Source organism: Salipaludibacillus sp. CUR1 (genome assembly GCF_021028955.1).
In the GTDB taxonomy this organism is placed as follows: Bacteria; Bacillota; Bacilli; order Bacillales; family Salisediminibacteriaceae; genus Salipaludibacillus.
Genome location: NZ_JAIWPE010000057.1, coordinates 189,963 through 206,827 on the forward strand (window position 1 = coordinate 189,963; position 16,865 = coordinate 206,827).

The 16,865-nt window shown below is 43.5% G+C and carries 18 protein-coding genes; 3 read left to right on the forward strand and 15 right to left on the reverse strand.

What is annotated here, in order from left to right; translation table 11 throughout:
• Window positions 1-69 precede the first annotated feature (69 nt).
• The 7 genes from K8O68_RS12225 to K8O68_RS12255 all read right to left on the reverse strand — a co-directional run bounded on the left by K8O68_RS12225 (window position 70) and on the right by K8O68_RS12255 (window position 5,789).
• A complete protein-coding gene (locus K8O68_RS12225) occupies window positions 70-1,029 on the reverse strand; it encodes a D-2-hydroxyacid dehydrogenase (RefSeq protein ID WP_230897153.1) in 960 nt (319 codons plus the stop codon).
• Between the two features lie 75 nt (window positions 1,030-1,104).
• Window positions 1,105-1,461, reverse strand: a complete 357-nt coding sequence (locus tag K8O68_RS12230; protein ID WP_230897154.1) for a cupin domain-containing protein — start codon at window positions 1,459-1,461, stop codon at window positions 1,105-1,107.
• A 12-nt stretch (window positions 1,462-1,473) separates the two neighbouring features.
• A complete protein-coding gene (locus tag K8O68_RS12235; RefSeq protein ID WP_230897155.1) occupies window positions 1,474-2,754 on the reverse strand; it encodes a TRAP transporter large permease in 1,281 nt (426 codons plus the stop codon).
• Window positions 2,751-3,227, reverse strand: a complete 477-nt coding sequence (locus tag K8O68_RS12240; RefSeq protein ID WP_230897156.1) for a TRAP transporter small permease — start codon at window positions 3,225-3,227, stop codon at window positions 2,751-2,753. Before K8O68_RS12240 ends, K8O68_RS12235 begins: the two co-directional genes overlap by 4 nt.
• 182 nt (window positions 3,228-3,409) lie before the next feature.
• Window positions 3,410-4,444, reverse strand: coding sequence for a DctP family TRAP transporter solute-binding subunit (locus tag K8O68_RS12245; protein ID WP_230897157.1), 1,035 nt, complete (start codon window positions 4,442-4,444; stop codon window positions 3,410-3,412).
• A 143-nt stretch (window positions 4,445-4,587) separates the two neighbouring features.
• Window positions 4,588-5,229, reverse strand: a complete 642-nt coding sequence (locus K8O68_RS12250) for a GntR family transcriptional regulator (protein ID WP_230897158.1) — start codon at window positions 5,227-5,229, stop codon at window positions 4,588-4,590.
• Between the two features lie 359 nt (window positions 5,230-5,588).
• On the reverse strand, window positions 5,589-5,789 hold the full coding sequence (locus K8O68_RS12255) for a YjfB family protein (RefSeq protein WP_230897159.1): 201 nt from the start codon (window positions 5,787-5,789) through the stop codon (window positions 5,589-5,591).
• 382 nt (window positions 5,790-6,171) lie between these two features.
• On the opposite strand from K8O68_RS12255, the gene K8O68_RS12260 reads away from it, so the two are divergent.
• The 3 genes from K8O68_RS12260 (at window position 6,172) to K8O68_RS12275 (ending at window position 10,428) form a co-directional block, all read left to right on the forward strand.
• Window positions 6,172-7,416, forward strand: coding sequence for a polysaccharide deacetylase family protein (locus tag K8O68_RS12260; protein WP_304619340.1), 1,245 nt, complete (start codon window positions 6,172-6,174; stop codon window positions 7,414-7,416).
• A 256-nt stretch (window positions 7,417-7,672) separates the two neighbouring features.
• Entirely contained in the window at window positions 7,673-9,049 is a 1,377-nt protein-coding gene (locus K8O68_RS12270) for a YjiH family protein (protein WP_230897160.1), read from the forward strand.
• A gap of 89 nt (window positions 9,050-9,138) precedes the next feature.
• The gene (locus tag K8O68_RS12275) at window positions 9,139-10,428 is read left to right on the forward strand and encodes an aspartate aminotransferase family protein (RefSeq protein WP_230897161.1); all 1,290 of its coding nucleotides are present in this window, start codon (window positions 9,139-9,141) and stop codon (window positions 10,426-10,428) included.
• 67 nt (window positions 10,429-10,495) lie between these two features.
• Here K8O68_RS12275 and arsM read toward each other — a convergent pair whose 3' ends face one another.
• From arsM to K8O68_RS12315, 8 genes are all read right to left on the reverse strand, one after another.
• Window positions 10,496-11,257 (reverse strand): arsenite methyltransferase, encoded by a 762-nt coding sequence (gene arsM / locus K8O68_RS12280; RefSeq protein ID WP_230897162.1) that lies wholly within the window; start codon window positions 11,255-11,257, stop codon window positions 10,496-10,498.
• A 70-nt stretch (window positions 11,258-11,327) separates the two neighbouring features.
• Entirely contained in the window at window positions 11,328-11,882 is a 555-nt protein-coding gene (locus K8O68_RS12285) for a sigma-70 family RNA polymerase sigma factor (protein WP_230897163.1), read from the reverse strand.
• 117 nt (window positions 11,883-11,999) lie between these two features.
• Window positions 12,000-12,236 carry a thioredoxin family protein gene (locus K8O68_RS12290; RefSeq protein ID WP_230897164.1) on the reverse strand — a complete coding sequence of 79 codons (237 nt, stop codon included), beginning with the start codon at window positions 12,234-12,236 and terminating at the stop codon, window positions 12,000-12,002.
• Between the two features lie 22 nt (window positions 12,237-12,258).
• Window positions 12,259-13,284, reverse strand: a complete 1,026-nt coding sequence (locus tag K8O68_RS12295) for a permease (protein ID WP_230897165.1) — start codon at window positions 13,282-13,284, stop codon at window positions 12,259-12,261.
• The gene (locus K8O68_RS12300; RefSeq protein ID WP_230897166.1) at window positions 13,284-13,640 is read right to left on the reverse strand and encodes an ArsR/SmtB family transcription factor; all 357 of its coding nucleotides are present in this window, start codon (window positions 13,638-13,640) and stop codon (window positions 13,284-13,286) included. Before K8O68_RS12300 ends, K8O68_RS12295 begins: the two co-directional genes overlap by 1 nt.
• 277 nt (window positions 13,641-13,917) lie before the next feature.
• The gene (locus tag K8O68_RS12305) at window positions 13,918-14,115 is read right to left on the reverse strand and encodes a cold-shock protein (protein WP_093054336.1); all 198 of its coding nucleotides are present in this window, start codon (window positions 14,113-14,115) and stop codon (window positions 13,918-13,920) included.
• A gap of 377 nt (window positions 14,116-14,492) precedes the next feature.
• Entirely contained in the window at window positions 14,493-15,824 is a 1,332-nt protein-coding gene (locus K8O68_RS12310; RefSeq protein ID WP_230897167.1) for a S8 family serine peptidase, read from the reverse strand.
• A 443-nt stretch (window positions 15,825-16,267) separates the two neighbouring features.
• Window positions 16,268-16,639 (reverse strand): DUF8042 domain-containing protein, encoded by a 372-nt coding sequence (locus K8O68_RS12315; RefSeq protein ID WP_230897168.1) that lies wholly within the window; start codon window positions 16,637-16,639, stop codon window positions 16,268-16,270.
• Window positions 16,640-16,865: the final 226 nt, after the last annotated feature.

A 16,865-nucleotide genomic window follows, 5' to 3' on the forward strand; every position in this document is an offset into this window, starting at 1 on the left:
ATAATGTATTGGGGCTAAGATGGTTTTCTTTAAAAGCTGTTTGCATATTTCTAAAACCACTTCCTTCCTCTAATAATGCCGGCTTAAATCGACTGCGTTCACCATTTCTTCCATTGGCGCCGGCTTGGTTTTGTACGCTTTATAATTGGCTAAAAAGATCTCCATGCACCTCTCAAGATAGCGGTGGGACTTAGCGGACATATGAGGAGTGATTATTACATTCTCCAATGTCCATAATGGATGGCCTTTCGGAAGAGGTTCTGTTTGGAAAACATCAAGAATAGCTCCTTTTATCCTCTTTTCGGATAGTAAGTCAATCAATGCTTCTTCATCAATCAAGTCTCCTCGTCCGACATTGATGAGAACCGCCTCTTCATTCAGCCTGTTAAGATAGCCTCTGGAAAAAAGTCCTTTTGTTTCTTTTGTAGAAGGCAGCACAATGACTACATAGGCATATTCATGAACCCGTTCCTCCGCCTCTTTTAACGTAAGAACATCATCAAACGGTTCTACAGGCCGGCCCGAGGTGTTCACGCCATGAACCTTCATACCGAAAAATTCAGCTTTTTCCGCAATCCTTACCCCTATTGCCCCTGTCCCGTATACGAGAACAGATTGACGGTATAATTCTCCTACCAGCGTTTCACGCTCCCATTCCTGCTTCGCTTGAAGGCGAAGGTAACGATCAAAATGCTTTTCAAAATGGAGCATTCCGCCTATCACATATTCACTCATAGGAATAGCGTGAATCCCTTTCGCACTGGTGACCAGAATTCCTTTTTCCCGCAGCGCAGTAAACGGTAAATCCTCCAGGCCTGCACTTAGCATTTGAACCCATTTCAGCTTTGGGTAACGGGTAATATTTTCATCAGTTAAGTCGTTGCCGTATGTGATGAGTATTTCTAAATCCTTTGCAATCTCCTCCGGAATGTCATCAATATGAGGGTAAGTAAGAATCTCTTTATTTATTTTCTTTTTAACCATGTCCTGATGATGATCTAAGATCTCATCCGTCGTGCTGACGATCATATAATTACCTCCCTAGAAAATGGTCAGGTAAGGAGTGAACCTCTCCCGTCTTTCCTCTCACTAAAGGCCATGCCTTTACGCCTCTTTTCTCTCCGGATAAACGAGAGCCATGATTTCCATCGAATGAGCTGAAGGGTTTTCCAGACCGTGGCTTTGTCCAGCTTTAATGGTACAAATATCTCCTGCCTGAATCGCAAGACGTTCTTTTTGGCTGTTTATAAAAAAACCTTCACCTTTCAAAACATAATAAGCCTCCGCCTCGCCTGTGTGCTGGTGGTATCCTATAGTAGTTTCAGGATTCACAACCACCCTTGCAAACAAGGAAACATTCCCCATTGTTTCTTCTGAGGTTAATAGTTTATTTATCCGGATAGATCCCGTCCCCCCGTGGGGATTTTCGATTACCAGTTGTTCCTCTGTCTTTCTAACCATGACGCTCCCCCTTTATCCAAATACATTTGGCAAAAATGTAGATATAGCCGGTACAAAAATGATGATTAAAACAATAACAGCCACAATTAAAATAATGTGCAATATATAAGGGATCGTATCTTCTATCCCCATATTCCTGTCTGTAATACTGCACCCTGCTATTAAAGATAAACCGACAGGCGGAGTAATATTAGCAAGGGCAAAATTCATAATTAACACCATCCCGAAATGAATAGGGTCTATGCCATACTGCATTGCAACCGGCATAAATAACGGGCTCAGTAAAATAATTAATGAGGTGACTTCTGTCAACGTACCGAGTATTAATAAAATCACTGAAACCATTAATAAGAACTGAAGGGGAGTGGTAGCATACGATAAAAAGAAATCAGTGATCATAGCTGGTATTCTGTTAGCTGTCAGGACATAACTGAACGCATTTGCCACTGAGATAATGATTAAAATAGTAGCCGACGTAACGGCGGAAGTAACCATAATTTCCTTAAACTTATTTAACGTTAATTCACCATAAAACATAGCCAAAATGAAACCGTACACGACAGCCAGCACAGCGGCCTCAGTAGCAGTGACTAATCCACTGAAAATACCCCCTAAAATAAATACCGGTGTCATGAGCGGGAAAAAAGCTTCACCGCATATTTTCAGAAATTCCTTGCCGGTTATTTTCTCTTGCTCTATCACGCCGTAACCCTTTCGCTTAGCCATAAATCCTACATATACACAGATTAAAGCCGTAAGCAAAATACCCGGTACAAGACCTGCAATAAAGAGTTTGCCGATAGAAATATTAGCGGTTATACCTAGTATTACCATCGTTATACTAGGAGGAATAATTAAACCAAGGACACCGGCAGGACCTAATATGCTTGCACTGAAGGCATTACTGTAATTTTGCTCTTTCAATTTCGGCCCCAACACAGACCCGACAGCATATGTCGTGGCCACAGTAGAACCCGAAACTGCCCCAAATAACGCACTTGTAACAACTGCAGTCATACCCAAACCACCGGACAGTTTACCGACTATCGCATTGGCCAAGCGCATCAGGCGTGTCGTTAATCCACCCTTGCCCATGATATTTCCAGCCAAAATAAAAAGCGGTAAAGCTAAATATGAAAAGTTATCTACGCCTGCAAACATCCTTTGAACCATCAGCTCTAATGAAACGTCTTTTATAAACAACATTCCGACTGTTACTGTTCCCATCGTGAAAGCGATCGGCATCCCGAGGAAGAGCAATAGAAAGAATGAAACTAAAATCGCAAGTATCATGCCGTATTCTCTCCTTTTTTAGGGAACTCGAACATATGAACGACAATAAAATAAATCGAGAAGATCGCACTAATTGGAATCACCATGTAGAACAAACCCATAGGCAACTGTAAAGTTGATGAAGATGATCCCATTGTGAAAATTGTTAGTCTGAAGCCATAAATCAGCAGAATACTAAATAAAAGAATCATTAATCCATGGACGAGCCAGCTAATTTTCTGACGCATATTCTGTCCGGCTAAATTAACGAAATAACTAACAGATAAATGCATTTTTTCATGCAATGCCAAACTGGAGCCTAAAAAAGTCAGCCAAACAACAAGAAGCCTTGCTAACTCCTCAGTTCCAGGCAAAGAATATCTAATATACCTGGAGAATACTTGCACTAAAACAATAATCGTCAAAGCCGTAATTGTTATGATGCAAAGTATGGATAATAACTTCACTAACTTTTCGGTAACTTTTGTCAACATATTATTCTCCTTTAATTTGAGAATCATTTCTAAAACAGTGAATCTCACAAACTCCAAGAGTTCCATAAAAAGTCCGGCATGGTTATTACTCACCAAAACAATTTTAAAGAAAGAGTTGGCTAAGACGGAGGGGGTTCCCTCTCTGTTTAAATGACTTTCATCTAAACAGAGAGAGTATCCATTTACCAGCCAGAGGCCTCCCTATATATGTCCATAAGCTCTTCCCCGAATGTTTCGTTTTCCCACTTTTCATAAACTGGGAGCATTTGTTCACGGAAAGCTTCGGTATTAACATCTTCATTAATTTCCATTCCTCTATCAGCCAGCTCCGCTAAATACTCTTCTTCACTCTCATTGTTAATCTGCTGGACTTCCTGGGAAATTCTTTCACCTTCAGCCAGGATTATTTCCTGGTCCTCTGGAGAAATTTGCTCCCAAATATCGTTGTCTACGACCATCATAACCGTGTTATAAAAATGTCCGGTCAAGGATAAATAATCCTGCACTTCATCGAAATTAGGGGCGACAATATTAGCAAGAGGGTTTTCCTGAGCGTCAAGTGTGCCCTGCTGCAATGCTCCATAAACTTCGCTGAACGCCATGACTGTTGGCAAAGCCCCTAACTGTTCAAACGCATCGACACGCAGACTTGTTTCTGCCACTCGGATACTCATGCCTTCCATATCCTCAGGCTCAACTATAGGATGGCTGTTATTGGTCACATGCCTGAATCCCCATTCTAAGTAACCTACTTGTGTCATGCCTTGTTCATCCATCACATCGGCTAAGTATTCCCCAAATTCCCCTTCATAGGCTTCACGTGCATGCTCAATGTCTTTCCACATATACGGTAAATCTTCAATAGCCATACGGTCATCCAGGGCTTGCATAGATCCGACCATAATTGCTCCTGCTTCCATAGAGCCAAGTTGTATCTGCTCTAACATTTCTGTTTCAGAACCTAGCTGACTGTTAGGAAAAACATCAATATTAATCCGTCCATCTGTTTCTTCTAAAACGTTTTCTGCCATTTCATCTATTAAATCAGCCGCCGGAGTCCCTTCTGAGAGGGCATGGCCTAATTGGAGATCAACACTTTCTCCGCCCCCGCTGCTGTCCCCATTCCCTGCTGACGTCTCTGCATTGTTGTCTCCACAGCCTGCAAGAACACCCATTGACAATAATCCGCTAATTAACATACCAGTGCTTCGTTTCATTAATAAAATCCTCCCTTGATTTAAAAACTGTTTGAAAGTGTCCCGTCTCTTTGCATTTAACGCCTCAAAAGTAACGTAACCGCTTACAAAACTTAATTGGTCGTTCTTTCTTCACTAATTTGCCTCCTTAGTTAAGGTTATTGCTAAGTCAAAATGCGTTTTGTTACATTTTGAACGTGTAGCTTCATCTGCTCTTCTGCTTTAAGAGGCTCTCTTGTTTCTAACGCTTTTACTACTTCCAAGTGTTCCTCTACAGCTCCAATCGCGCTTTCCTGTAACGTATTAGATAAAATTAAAAACCGTTGGACTTTGTAAATCAGGTTAACTATATAGTCTTTTAATTGTTCATTTTTAGAAAAACCGGCTATTGAAAAGTGAAACTCATTATCCAACTCAAGGAATTTGCTGTAATCCCCCTCAACGATTGCTTCTTTTTGCCGGGCGCAGATATCTTTTAATAAGTTAATCTGCTGACTGTCAATATGCTCTACTGCAAGACGTGCTGCCAGAGTCTCCAATGATTCACGCAGAACTTGATAGTCTACTACATCTTTCATCGAAACTGTACTTACTCTCGCTTTTCGGCCCGGCTTCATCTCAACAAGGCCGTCATAAGCCAATTGGGTTAATGCCGATTTAATAGGAGTTCTGCTAATCCCTAATTTTGCGGCTAATTGTTCCTCAGCTAAGATCTCCAGAGGCTCAAAATCATTAGCAATGATGGCTTGTTTAATGACTTTATACGCCTGTTCAGCAAGTGTTTCAGTAGGTTTAATTTTTCTCATTTTTTTCACCTTTTTAATTTATTTATAGTGTAAATACCGTATTCTGAATCCTGTATACAGAATACTGCACAAAAAAATGCTTGTCAATTACAAATTTTCTAAAAATTTTGTTTCTTATGAAAAGACCTCCTTTGCTAAAGTATTAAAAAGGCGCTTATTAACACTCATTCTCTTCGCTTTGTTTAATAAGACTACTGAGAAAATTACTCCCAATTGAAAATATTTTAAATATTCAATTTGTAATTGGTGTTCATTCTACTCACCTGGAATAGTTATATCAATGGACTCGTTACATTTCTTAACAATGTTTTTTCTTAAGGGAGTAAAAAAAAGCAGCCCCGAAAGGCCGCTTTTTCTTCTTACACTTTGGTGTCGATGCTGCCGCCGAGATGGGGCTGCATCGCATGCTCCATTCGCTGCAACTCTGCGGAGTCTATCAGCTTTTCGAGCGCTTGTCCCTGCTGGCCGGCCTGATCAATCGATTTTTGCATCATCGAAAGAGAGGCCTGCTGGTTCACTCCCGCCTGGCTAAGGGCAATGGAGAGTGAAGGAATTTCCATCGGATCACCTCCTTTATTAAATCGAATCGAGACCATAATGTTATATACATCGCTCAATCTTTTTATAGCAAGAAAACGATGTATCTATCATATCGACCTAAATGAAGAGAGTTTAAGAGGCGTCTGCAAAACTTACGAGTCTGCCCTTCAAACCTTAACATCTTTTCAGCAGCAAGCATTTTTTTAAAAGGAAAAGCCCGCTCCTGAAGCTTCCATTTTCTCCTGCGCCTTAATTCAGAAGAGCCATTTATGTAACAAACTCATCACAGTTATGTTTCTGAGATAACAACATTATTATATTTTTATTAATTTTAAGTTTAAATATAATAGTCCCGGTGAAAAGGACTACTAAGCAGTAAATATATTACTCGGAGGTGTACAAATGAAGAGAAACTTCTTCGTGACCCTTTGCAGTGTGTTGTTAGTCAGCTTAGTTGTACCGGCAGGAGTCTACGCGGAAGAAGATTACAACCACCCCGATGTCGTTTATCTTACATTTGACGATGGACCAGGAAACCACACCACAGACGTCCTCTCAATCCTGGAAAGTTATGATGCACAAGCAACTTTCTTTGTACTGGAGCCGGATGTGCGCAACCACCCTTCCACAGCCCGGCAAATTGCAGACCAGGGCCATACGATAGGAGCCCACAGTGTAACTCATTCGAGAGCGGAGTTTTTCGCTTCTCCGTCGAGCGCATTGAACGAAATGCAAACCACACAGCAAACCATTCAGCAAATTACCGGTTATGACACTGAATTCGTACGTGTCCCATACGGTACCATCCCCGATTTAACACAGGCCATGAAAAATACTTTAACTGAAAACGGATTTGAAATATGGGACTGGAACATTGACAGCAGAGACTGGGAACACGAAAATAACCCGGACGCGATCGTAAACAATGTTATTAGCGGCCTTGAGGAAAACCGCAGTAACAATGTCGCCTCAGTTATTCTACTTCACGATGTGCTGCCGCAAACAGTTGAAGCTCTCCCTGAAATTCTTGATTATTTAAGAGACAATAATTATGAACTCCGAACGATAGATAATCATACACCATCCCACAACTTTATGAGTGAATGGCCGTCTTACCAAGGCGACACCTCCCCGCCAGCTGAAGGAAATGGCTCATCAGGAGAAGTCAGCCTGCCTGACGGAATTTTAAACACAGGAGCGACTGGTCCCGCAGTTGAAGACGTGCAGTCAGCCCTTAATAACGCTGGCGCAAACTTAACTGTCGACGGCATTTACGGCCCGAAAACCCGTAATGCAGTGCACAGTTTCCAGTCTGACTATTCTCACTTAGTTAATGATGGAATATACGGGCCTCAAACACGAGGAGAACTTGAGGATGCTGCAAATGGCGGAGAAAGTTCTGAACCTTCCGAGCCTTCCGAACCAGCTGCCTCTCTTCCTGATGGTGTTTATAACATCGGCCACACCGGCGAACCGGTGGAGCATATACAATCCGCTTTAAACAGTGCCGGTGCTAACCTGACAGTGGACGGCATTTATGGCCCGAAAACGAGAGATGCTGTGCTGGACTTCCAGTCTGGATACAGTTCACTCGTAAATGATGGCATTTACGGTCCTCAAACCAAATCACAGTTAAGAAATTACTAAAATGGAATAGCCCATGCTTCAAGAGACAGTGAGGCTCCAGTTAAGGCTGGAGTCTCTTTTTCGTTAATTAAAAACACCTGTGAGTAAAGATACTTGTTTTTGACAAAAATTATACATATTTATTTACATTATATTCAAAAATACGTTACCAAATCTTACAAGATATTAATTTTTATACACTAGTATTGATTTTTATTCATAGACTTGGTATGTTTATAACCGTTCTATTTTATTTATACTTTGGAGGTTGCTTTTAATGGCTAACGATTATAATACACAAACGGTGACAAAATCAGATGAGTATTCCTTATCTTTAATGAAATTTTTATTGCCTTCCTTATTCGGGATTCTAATGTTTCTTGTTCCGGTTCCGTTTAATGGAAGCATCACTATCGGCGTGGGGATTTTAGCAGAAACGATTCAGTCGACTTTCGCTGACATCATTCCTTTGTTTATGACGGGTGTGATTATACTGTCGGCAGCCGGTGCCATAATCGCTAAAACAGTGAAGCCAACATGGATCACAAATAATGAGGCGATGCGAAACCTTTTTAATATCTCAGCGTTCTGGCTCCTTGTCCGAGTCATCGGTTCGGTTTTCGCGCTCATGGTTGTGTTCGAGGCTGGCCCGGAAATGATCATTGCGCCATTCACAGGAGGAACTGTCCTGTTTGAACTGGTTCCTGTATTGATGGCATGGTTTTTATTTGCCGCTTTATTCATGCCGTTTTTGCTCTCATTCGGTTTAATGGATTTTATCGGCACGCTTTTACGTAAATTTATGCAGCCTATATTCAAACTGCCTGGCCGTTCCGCGGTTGATGCGAGTGCGTCGTGGATGGGCGCCGGACCTGTTGGGGTGTTAATCACAACCCAGCAGTTTGAACAAGGGTATTATACAAAACGTGAATCATCGGTTATTTCAACGAACTTTTCGATTGCTTCAATCGCCTTCAGTCTAGTTATTATCAGTTTCATCGGCCTTGAAGCGTATTTCGTACCGTTTTACCTGACAGTGACAATCGCTGTCTTTGTGGCAGCGGTCATTATGCCGCGCATTCCGCCGCTGTCCCTTAAGAAGGATGACTATCATGAACCTGTCGGGAAACAGATCACTGAAGCTGCTCCTAAAGATGAGTCGACGCTCTCATTCGGCCTGAAGGTCGCAGTGGAAAAAGCGAACAGCGTGAAAAGCCTGGGAAGTGTGATACAAAAAGGCGCCACTAACGTCCTCGATATGTGGCTTGGCCTCATACCGGTCGTCATGACACTTGGAACGATTGCTTTAATTCTCGCGGAATTCACCCCGCTCTTTGTGTGGCTGTCCATGCCGATTGTTCCTCTTCTCCAGCTGCTGCAGCTTCCGGAAGCACAGGCGGCAGCTCCTGCGATGGTCGTCGGGTTTGCGGACATGTTCCTGCCGGCAGTCATCGGTAACGGTATTGAAAGTGAACTGACGCGGTTCGTTATCGCCGGGGTCTCGATCAGCCAGCTCGTCTATATGTCTGAAATCGGTGTATTAATTATGCGGTCAAAAATTCCCCTCAGTTTCTGGGAACTTGCCGTGATTTTTATCCAGCGTACACTTATTACACTGCCAATTATTGCCGGGATTGCCCACCTTATTTTTTAATTGTTGAACGTCAATTGTTGAACGGCACTGAGACTGTTATGCTATGGCAGTAGTAATTATTTTTCGTAAAAAAACAGGAGGCTTTATTCATGGCTATAAATGCAGAAGAATCGTTGAAAAAGCGGATGAGTGACCGGCTTGCGCCGAGCATGGCTAAAGACCATCCGAACCTTCCTGTGATTAAGGAAGAAGGCTGTTATTACTACGGCGCTGACGGAAACACCTATCTGGATTTTACGTCAGGCATTGCCGTGACCAATACGGGGCACCGCCACCCGAAAATTGTAGAAGCCATTAAGAACGGGGCAGATTTATTAACCCACGGCCCTTCCGGTGTCATTATGTACGACTCCATTTTAACGCTGGCAGATAAACTGGCAGAGGTTATGCCGGGAGAAATCGACTGCTTTTTCTTTGGAAACAGCGGGACAGAAGCGATTGAGGGCGCATTAAAACTGGCTAAGTTCGTCACGGAACGAACCGCAGTTGTGTCCTTTACAGGCGGCTTCCACGGCCGGACGTTCGGCGCAATGGGAGTCAGCACCTCTAAGAGCAAGTACAGGAAACATATGCAGCCAAATATGAACGCGTTTCAGCTCCCTTATGCTGATCCTGAGCTGACAGAGGAAGAAAATATAGACAATCTGGACAAGCACCTTGATAACCTTTTCGCCCATCAAGTGACCCCTGAAGAGGTTGCCTGCATGATCGTCGAACCGATTTTGGGAGAAGGTGGCTATATCGTGCCGCCTGCAGCGTGGCTCAAAAGAATCCGCGAGCACTGTTACAAGCATGACATTCTTCTGATTTTTGACGAGGTCCAGACAGGGTTTGGACGGACCGGCCACTGGTTCGCATCACAAGCTTTTGATGTAACGCCTGATATCCTCGCAGCAGCAAAGGGAATTGCTTCAGGCATGCCGCTCGGAGTCACTGCCGCTTCAAAAGAACTCATGCAGAAATGGCCGCTCGGCGCCCACGCGACAACTTTCGGCGGAAACCCGATCGCCTGTGAAGCCGGCATTGCCACGATCGATGTGTTAATGGAAGAAAACTTGATTCATAACGCACAGGAAATGGGCGATTACGCTGTTTCCCGTCTGGAAAAAATGAAAGAAGACCACCCGACCTTAGGGACGATCCGGGGAATAGGGTTAATGATCGGCATTGAAATCATTAATCCCGAAACAGGAGAAGCCGACGGCGGCGGATTGATGGAAGTCCTTGATCTCGCCCTTGAGGAAGGCGTCCTCTTCTATTTCTGCGGCAACAAGACGGAAGTCATGCGCATGATCCCGCCGCTCATTGTCACAAAAGAGCAGATTGATGAAGGGCTGGAAAAGCTGGATAAGGCGCTGGACAGGTTTGAGAATTCATAACAAAAAGAGGTTGAGGAACGGCTCCTCAACCTTTTTTTGTGCCTTGTATCCAAGCCCCTTTAGAGAGTTAGTTTTTCACAGCATGTATCGTGGCCGAAACGACATCCTCAATGTGCAGGTCGCCCTCTTTCCAGGCTTCGAGCAAATCATCACTAGAGGTGTTTTTTGTAATTTGAACAGCGGAAAAGCCTGCATCCTTAAGCATCTGTTCAATCTTATCCATACGTTCTGCTCCAATTATACAATCACATACCTGAGGATCTTTATATGCACTTTCAGGCGTCTCACCACTGACCCGGACAATGTCAGAAATGTTTATACGGCCGCCCGGCTTTAAAACGCGATACACTTCTTTAAAAACTCTCTCTTTTTCAGGAGAAAGATTAATGACACAATTAGAGATAACGACATCGATAGTAGCGTCGGCCACTGGCAAATTCTCTATTTCACCCAGCCTGAACTCCACATTCCCATACCCCTGCTTGTGTGCGTTATACCGGGATTTCTCAATCATTTCGTGAGTCATATCCACTCCGATAACTGCTCCTGATTCACCGACTTTCTTTCTTGAAAGGAAGGCATCAAACCCGGCGCCGCTTCCAAGGTCGAGGACAGTTTCGCCTTCCCGAAGACCAGCAATGGCGGTCGGATTCCCGCAGCCCAGCCCAAGGTTGGCTCCCTCTGCCCCATTTATTTCGTCATCCCGGTAACCCATTGTTTTAGCAATCCCGCTTGCTTTCCCGTCGTCAGAGCAGCACCCGTCACCTGCTCCTGTCGCAATGCCGCCGTAACGCTCCCTGACAAGTTTCCTTTGACTATCTGCTTTCATAAGTCATTCCTCCTCTTAATGATCGTTCACCAGAGAAGACGAAAACAGTTTAAAAGGGTCGCAAAACTTCTTATGCACAGCACACATTTCTTTTCTCGTAACGCACCACGTTGCCGTACGCGTCAAACTGAACATCACAGCAGTTCAGCAATATCTCCTTGAGCTGCCTCCTGGCCCTTTGCACTCTCGTTTTTGATCCTGACAGCGTCAGGTTCAATTCAGAAGAAATTTGGCGATGTTTCCATTCCTCCCCCACATACAGCCAAAACGGCAGCTGGTACTTTTCAGGAAGGCCCTGTAATTCTCTCAGTAAATAAGAGGCACAGTCTTCATTAAAATTAGTTTCCGCATGTTCCATACCAGTTATAGGAGTGTCGGGTACATTGGCATCTGGAATTTCCACCTTTCTTTTCCGGTAAAAATCGATGATCGTACTCCTGGCAATCTGGTATAACCAGCCGCGCACGTGTGTGACATCAGCCAGTTTGTTCTCCTCTCGAACGACCTTTATCCAAATAGTCTGAAGGACATCCTCTGCATCAAACCTGCTTGCGACCCGTTTTAACACAAACCGCCTCAGTTCCTGATGATACTGCTCTACAATACGATCCAGTTCAACCGCCATTATATGCACACTCCTTTATATAACTATCTTATTATATAATATACCGTTTACTGCTCAGGAAACAAGAAAAAAGATGATCCGTTTTAAGATCATCTTTTATATCAAGCAACCTTTAATTTATTTTACTGACAGATGCTTCTTAATATCTTTAACACTCAGTAACTTTCCGGTTGTAAGGACTTCCCCATCGACCGCAAAGCCGGGGGTGCTCAGCACACCGTAATTCATAATGTCTTCCAGGTCCTCCACTTTCACAACTTCCGCTTCGATCCCAAGATCAGCGATGGCTTCCCGGGTTCTTGCTTCCAGCTTCTTGCACTTAGCACATCCGCTTCCTAAGATTTCAATTTTCATTATTATCCCTCCATCTATTTATTTAAAAGATCAGCACGCCTGCAAGGAAGGCAAGCAGCGTCGTCAACCCAATAACTAAACCAATATAAGCTCCTGCCCGTTTCAGTCCCATAATTTTTGAAACAACGATCATATTCGGCAAACTCATCGTCGGCCCTGCCAGCAGAAGGGCAAGGGCAGGTCCTTTGGCCATGCCGAGGTCAAGGAAACTGTTCACGATCGGCACTTCAGTAAGTGTCGCAAAATACATAAACGCGCCAAAAATTGAGGCAAGGAAGGTGGCCTGAACCGTATTCTCACCAGCGGCGGCTGACATAAATGTTTCAGGGATTAATACCGTAATGACGCCTGCAATAAATATCCCTACGACAAACAGCGGAATAATTTTTTTAGCCAGATCAAAAGTCTCCAAACACCAGCTCCACAATTCATCTTTATCGAAAAACCATATAAGCTGGACGGCTAATATGACAAGCGCGCCCAAGGTCACAAAAGGCATATTCATGCCTGACAGCAACATGACGAGCAGGGTCACGAAGAACAGGCCGTTTTGCCACAAGTTTCTAGGAGAAGTGTCATTTATCTCAAACATCTTGGCATTTTTATCTGTGTGATTTTCGTCCTTTTGAAAAATAAGCTGCATGATAAAACCTATAATAATGGCTAAAATAACCGCACTCACGACTCTGGCCGCCCCTATGTCTGCGCCGATAAAACTGAATGTAAAGGTGATCGCAAGCAGATTAATCGCGGGGCCGGCAAAAAGAAACGTAATAGCAGGACCGATTCCTGCCCCCTTTTTCCAGATGCTCGTAAACATCGGCAGCACCGAACACGAACAGACAGTGAGAATGATGCCTGAGACGGAAGCCATGGAATACGAGACTGATTTCTTAGCATTCGGGCCGAAATATTTAAGCACGGCACCTTGCGACATAAACTGGGCGATTGCTCCTGAAATAAAGAACACAATTGTCAGCGTAATCGTTCGGGGAAGGGTGAAATACTCAATAAGAAATTGCCAGCCGGCATATAAAATATCCATCATTAGTCTCCCCCTCCTAAAAGAACGTCCAGGCTCTTAACAGAAGGGTTCAATTTATATATTGTGAATTTCCCCTCTCTCCGTGACTGAATGACCCCTCCTCGTTCCAGCAATTTCAGATGATGAGTCACCGTTGAATTTACACTGCCAAGAGCTTCGACCAGCTCGCACAGGCAGCATTCCCGGACAGCTAATAAGGAGACGATTTTTAGACGTGTCTCGTCACCGAGCGCTTTAAACAACGCGGCTTTCGCCTCGATTTCTTCATCTGTCTTAAGGTGAGGGAATTTTTCCTGCGCCTCATTAAAAAGCTCTTTGCTTTCTTCTTTATTTAAAATGATCCATTCCTTCTTCGCCATATCTCTCACCTGCCTTTTAATTACCTATGTTCAATATATCACTAACCAGGTGTTAAAACTACATTTCTAGTTTTGTAGTTTTGACAGGTTTGTGACGGCTTTGGAGGGAGTTAGGATGTAGTTTCTGGTGGTGGAGAAGGTGGTGGTTGCGGGAGCAGACAGTGGAAAGAGTACCATCTGGCTCGTTTTTTGTGGGAAGAAGCGGGACGGCCGGGATGCGCATTTGAAAATCAAGCCATAAAAAAAAGACCCTGTAAAAACAGGGTCTTCTTGGTTATTACTTCTGTACGTTAGCAGCCTGTGGGCCACGTTGGCCTTGCTCGATGTCGAAGTTTACTGCTTGACCTTCATCAAGTGTTTTGAAACCTTCACCTTGAATTGCGGAAAAGTGAACAAAAACGTCGTCTTGTCCTTCAACTTCGATGAAACCGAAACCTTTTTCTGCGTTAAACCATTTTACTGTACCTTGAGTCATAACTTATTCCTCCTGCGTGGGAATTTCCCACATTGTATTACTAGTTGAGCCCTTCATTTAATCAATCCAGAGGAATTTAACTTGTAAAAGCAATCTCTTTCATTCTTATCCGAACCTCAATAAGCTTTCTATAGTATAACCCGTGCACCTTGAGAATGATACCCCTTTTCGAAAATTTATTATAATTTCTTTTTATGGAGGCGCGCTGAAGACTCGCATAGAGGGATAATTTTCATATAAAAAATTTTTATTTTTCTGCTGTTTTTAACAACTTTTTAAAAATAGGAGCTAATCTTTTGTACATCGAATACCGGCCATCACAAGAAACAAAGTGGTAAAAAAAGCCTGCAGATCATGCCTGCAGGCTTTGCTTATAGTTATTTTAAAGCATTGTACGCGTCAACGAGTCCGTGGCCGAAATACTCGTCATGCCCTTTTTTGCCAAGATCCTCGGCTGTTTGCTGTAAGTGAGTGATTGTTCTTGCCCTTGAAAACTGAGGATTCTCAGCTTTCACGAGCGCGGCTGCCGCTGCTACTTTAGGAGCGGCCATGCTTGTTCCCATCGCCCAGCCGTAAGACCCTCTGCTCACAGGAACCGTACTGTAAGCGCGGGATTCAGAAACGAGTAAACTCTGGTCATTTTCAGGATTAGGCCAGTTCGGACCATAGTCGCCGCCCGGAGCAGCCAAATTGACGTTCGACGACCCATAGTTGGAATAATAAGCGAGCGTATCTCGATCAGTAGTAGACGACACGCTGACTACCCCAGGGATGTCTGTGAATGTATCAAAAAGCGGGCCGTAAACTTTGCCTTCGCCTTTTTCAGTGTGAACAGCTTTTCCTAAATCCATGCCATTGTTACCGTTGGCGCCAACGATAATCATCCCTTCCTGATGGGCGTACTGGACCGCTCTTTTTGAAGAGAGGTGGAGTAGCCGCTGGGCTTCATTTGTGATCGTTGAATACGTGCCAAGGCTTAAGTTCGCTACATCCACGCCGTCATCCGCTGCCGTAGTAATAGCATCAAGGATGCCTGCCCAGTTCATCCGCCCCTGGTCATTGGTTACACGGTAAGAAGCGAGACCAAGCTCCGGCCCTACTCCTAACACTCTGCCATTAGCGGCAATCGAGCCTGCCACATGCGTGCCGTGCATGCCGGAATCTTTGTAAGCATCCTCTTCTTCAGCACCCGGGAAGAAAGCTTTGCCATACAGAAGGTTATCTTCAAGATCCGGGTGAGTGAAGTCCACGCCGGTATCAATGACACCGACAACGACGGAATGGTCACCTTTAGTAATGTCCCATGCTTTCCCATTACCAGTCACGCGCTTAATGTCCCACTGGTATGCCTCAAATAAATCCGCTTCAATTGTCTCTTCATTTAAAGAAACCTCACCATCTGCCTCAAGCAAATAGTCATTTGTAAAAATATCAATATTTTCAGCCACGAGGCTCACATCTTCCATTCCACTCGCCTCATCCTGGAAACTTTCCGGAGCTGCCACGTGAACCAGCCCAACTTTGGAGGCTTCCTGTAAAATGTCGGCCCCTCCTGCTTCCATTTCAGCTAACGTCTCCTCATTAATCGTATTCGATTTAAAAAGCACTAAGTATTCTTTGTCTTCTTCTTCCTGCCCCAAAGCCATCGTGCCAAAACTGGTCACAGTTAAAGCAGTAACAAGAGTCAAACTTAACAGTTGTTTTTTCATTTGAACCTCCATATAATATGTAATTTTTAATGCAGCGGACTGACCACAACCCTCCTTTGTTATTTTTTGAAAATTATTAATTTTAAAATATCACATATAATGGAAGAATTGTTTGAAAAAAGTAAATACAGTCGTGTTTTGAGAAAAAAGAACTAGATAAAGTAAGTGAAAACTTGAGTTCCTTGCGAATAGGACAGCAAATAGAGTCCAAAATTTTTTGGGGCGCTAATTTGATTACACTCAATAGGATCTTCGGCATATAAACGGCCTCCCGTTTGCAGTTCAGTTTTAAAAAAAGAGTTACCTTTAGAGGCAACTCTTCCTGTTTATTTAATTCGGATCACTAAGTTAGACAAGACACTCTCTTCTATAAATGAAAATCGTATTCACATGTATTGATCATGATTTTTAAGGAACAAAATAAAGAACCAGTATGACTTTGATCAGGATACAATGTAAGGCTTAAACACTGTTTCCATCTCTTCTTTTAATTTCTTCACGTTTGGGAGGAGCGTAAACTGGATGACTTCCTGGACTGTCCCAAAATCCTCTTCCTCCAGCAGTGTCACCACTTGCCCCATGTTTTTACGGACATCGTCTAAATGGCCTTCTACCTGACCTTCTTTTTCCAGTGCTATTAGAACCGGGCGAACGGAATTCTCAATCGATGCATAACCAGATATCACATCGGTTAACAGCTGGGTTGCCTCTAAATACTTCCCCTCACTCAGCTGCTTTTGGATATGCGATAAACCTTCCACCATTGTTTCCGTCAGCTGTAAACTATGTTTCATAACCTCTGTGTACTTTTCCATATGATCACTGCTTTCTATGTAAGTATTTAGAAATCTATTCTTTAACTGCCATTTTACATGAGTCATTCTCATTCAGGTAGTTCTAAGGACTTTGTTTTAAACCTTTGCTGTTTCTGCTAGCTATAAATGACTGATTGCTGACAGCGTTGTCTGTCCGGGATTTGTCGAGTATACTGTCATTAAAAAGCTGCAGAAAGGAAAAAAGAGACCCAAAGGATGTTGACCG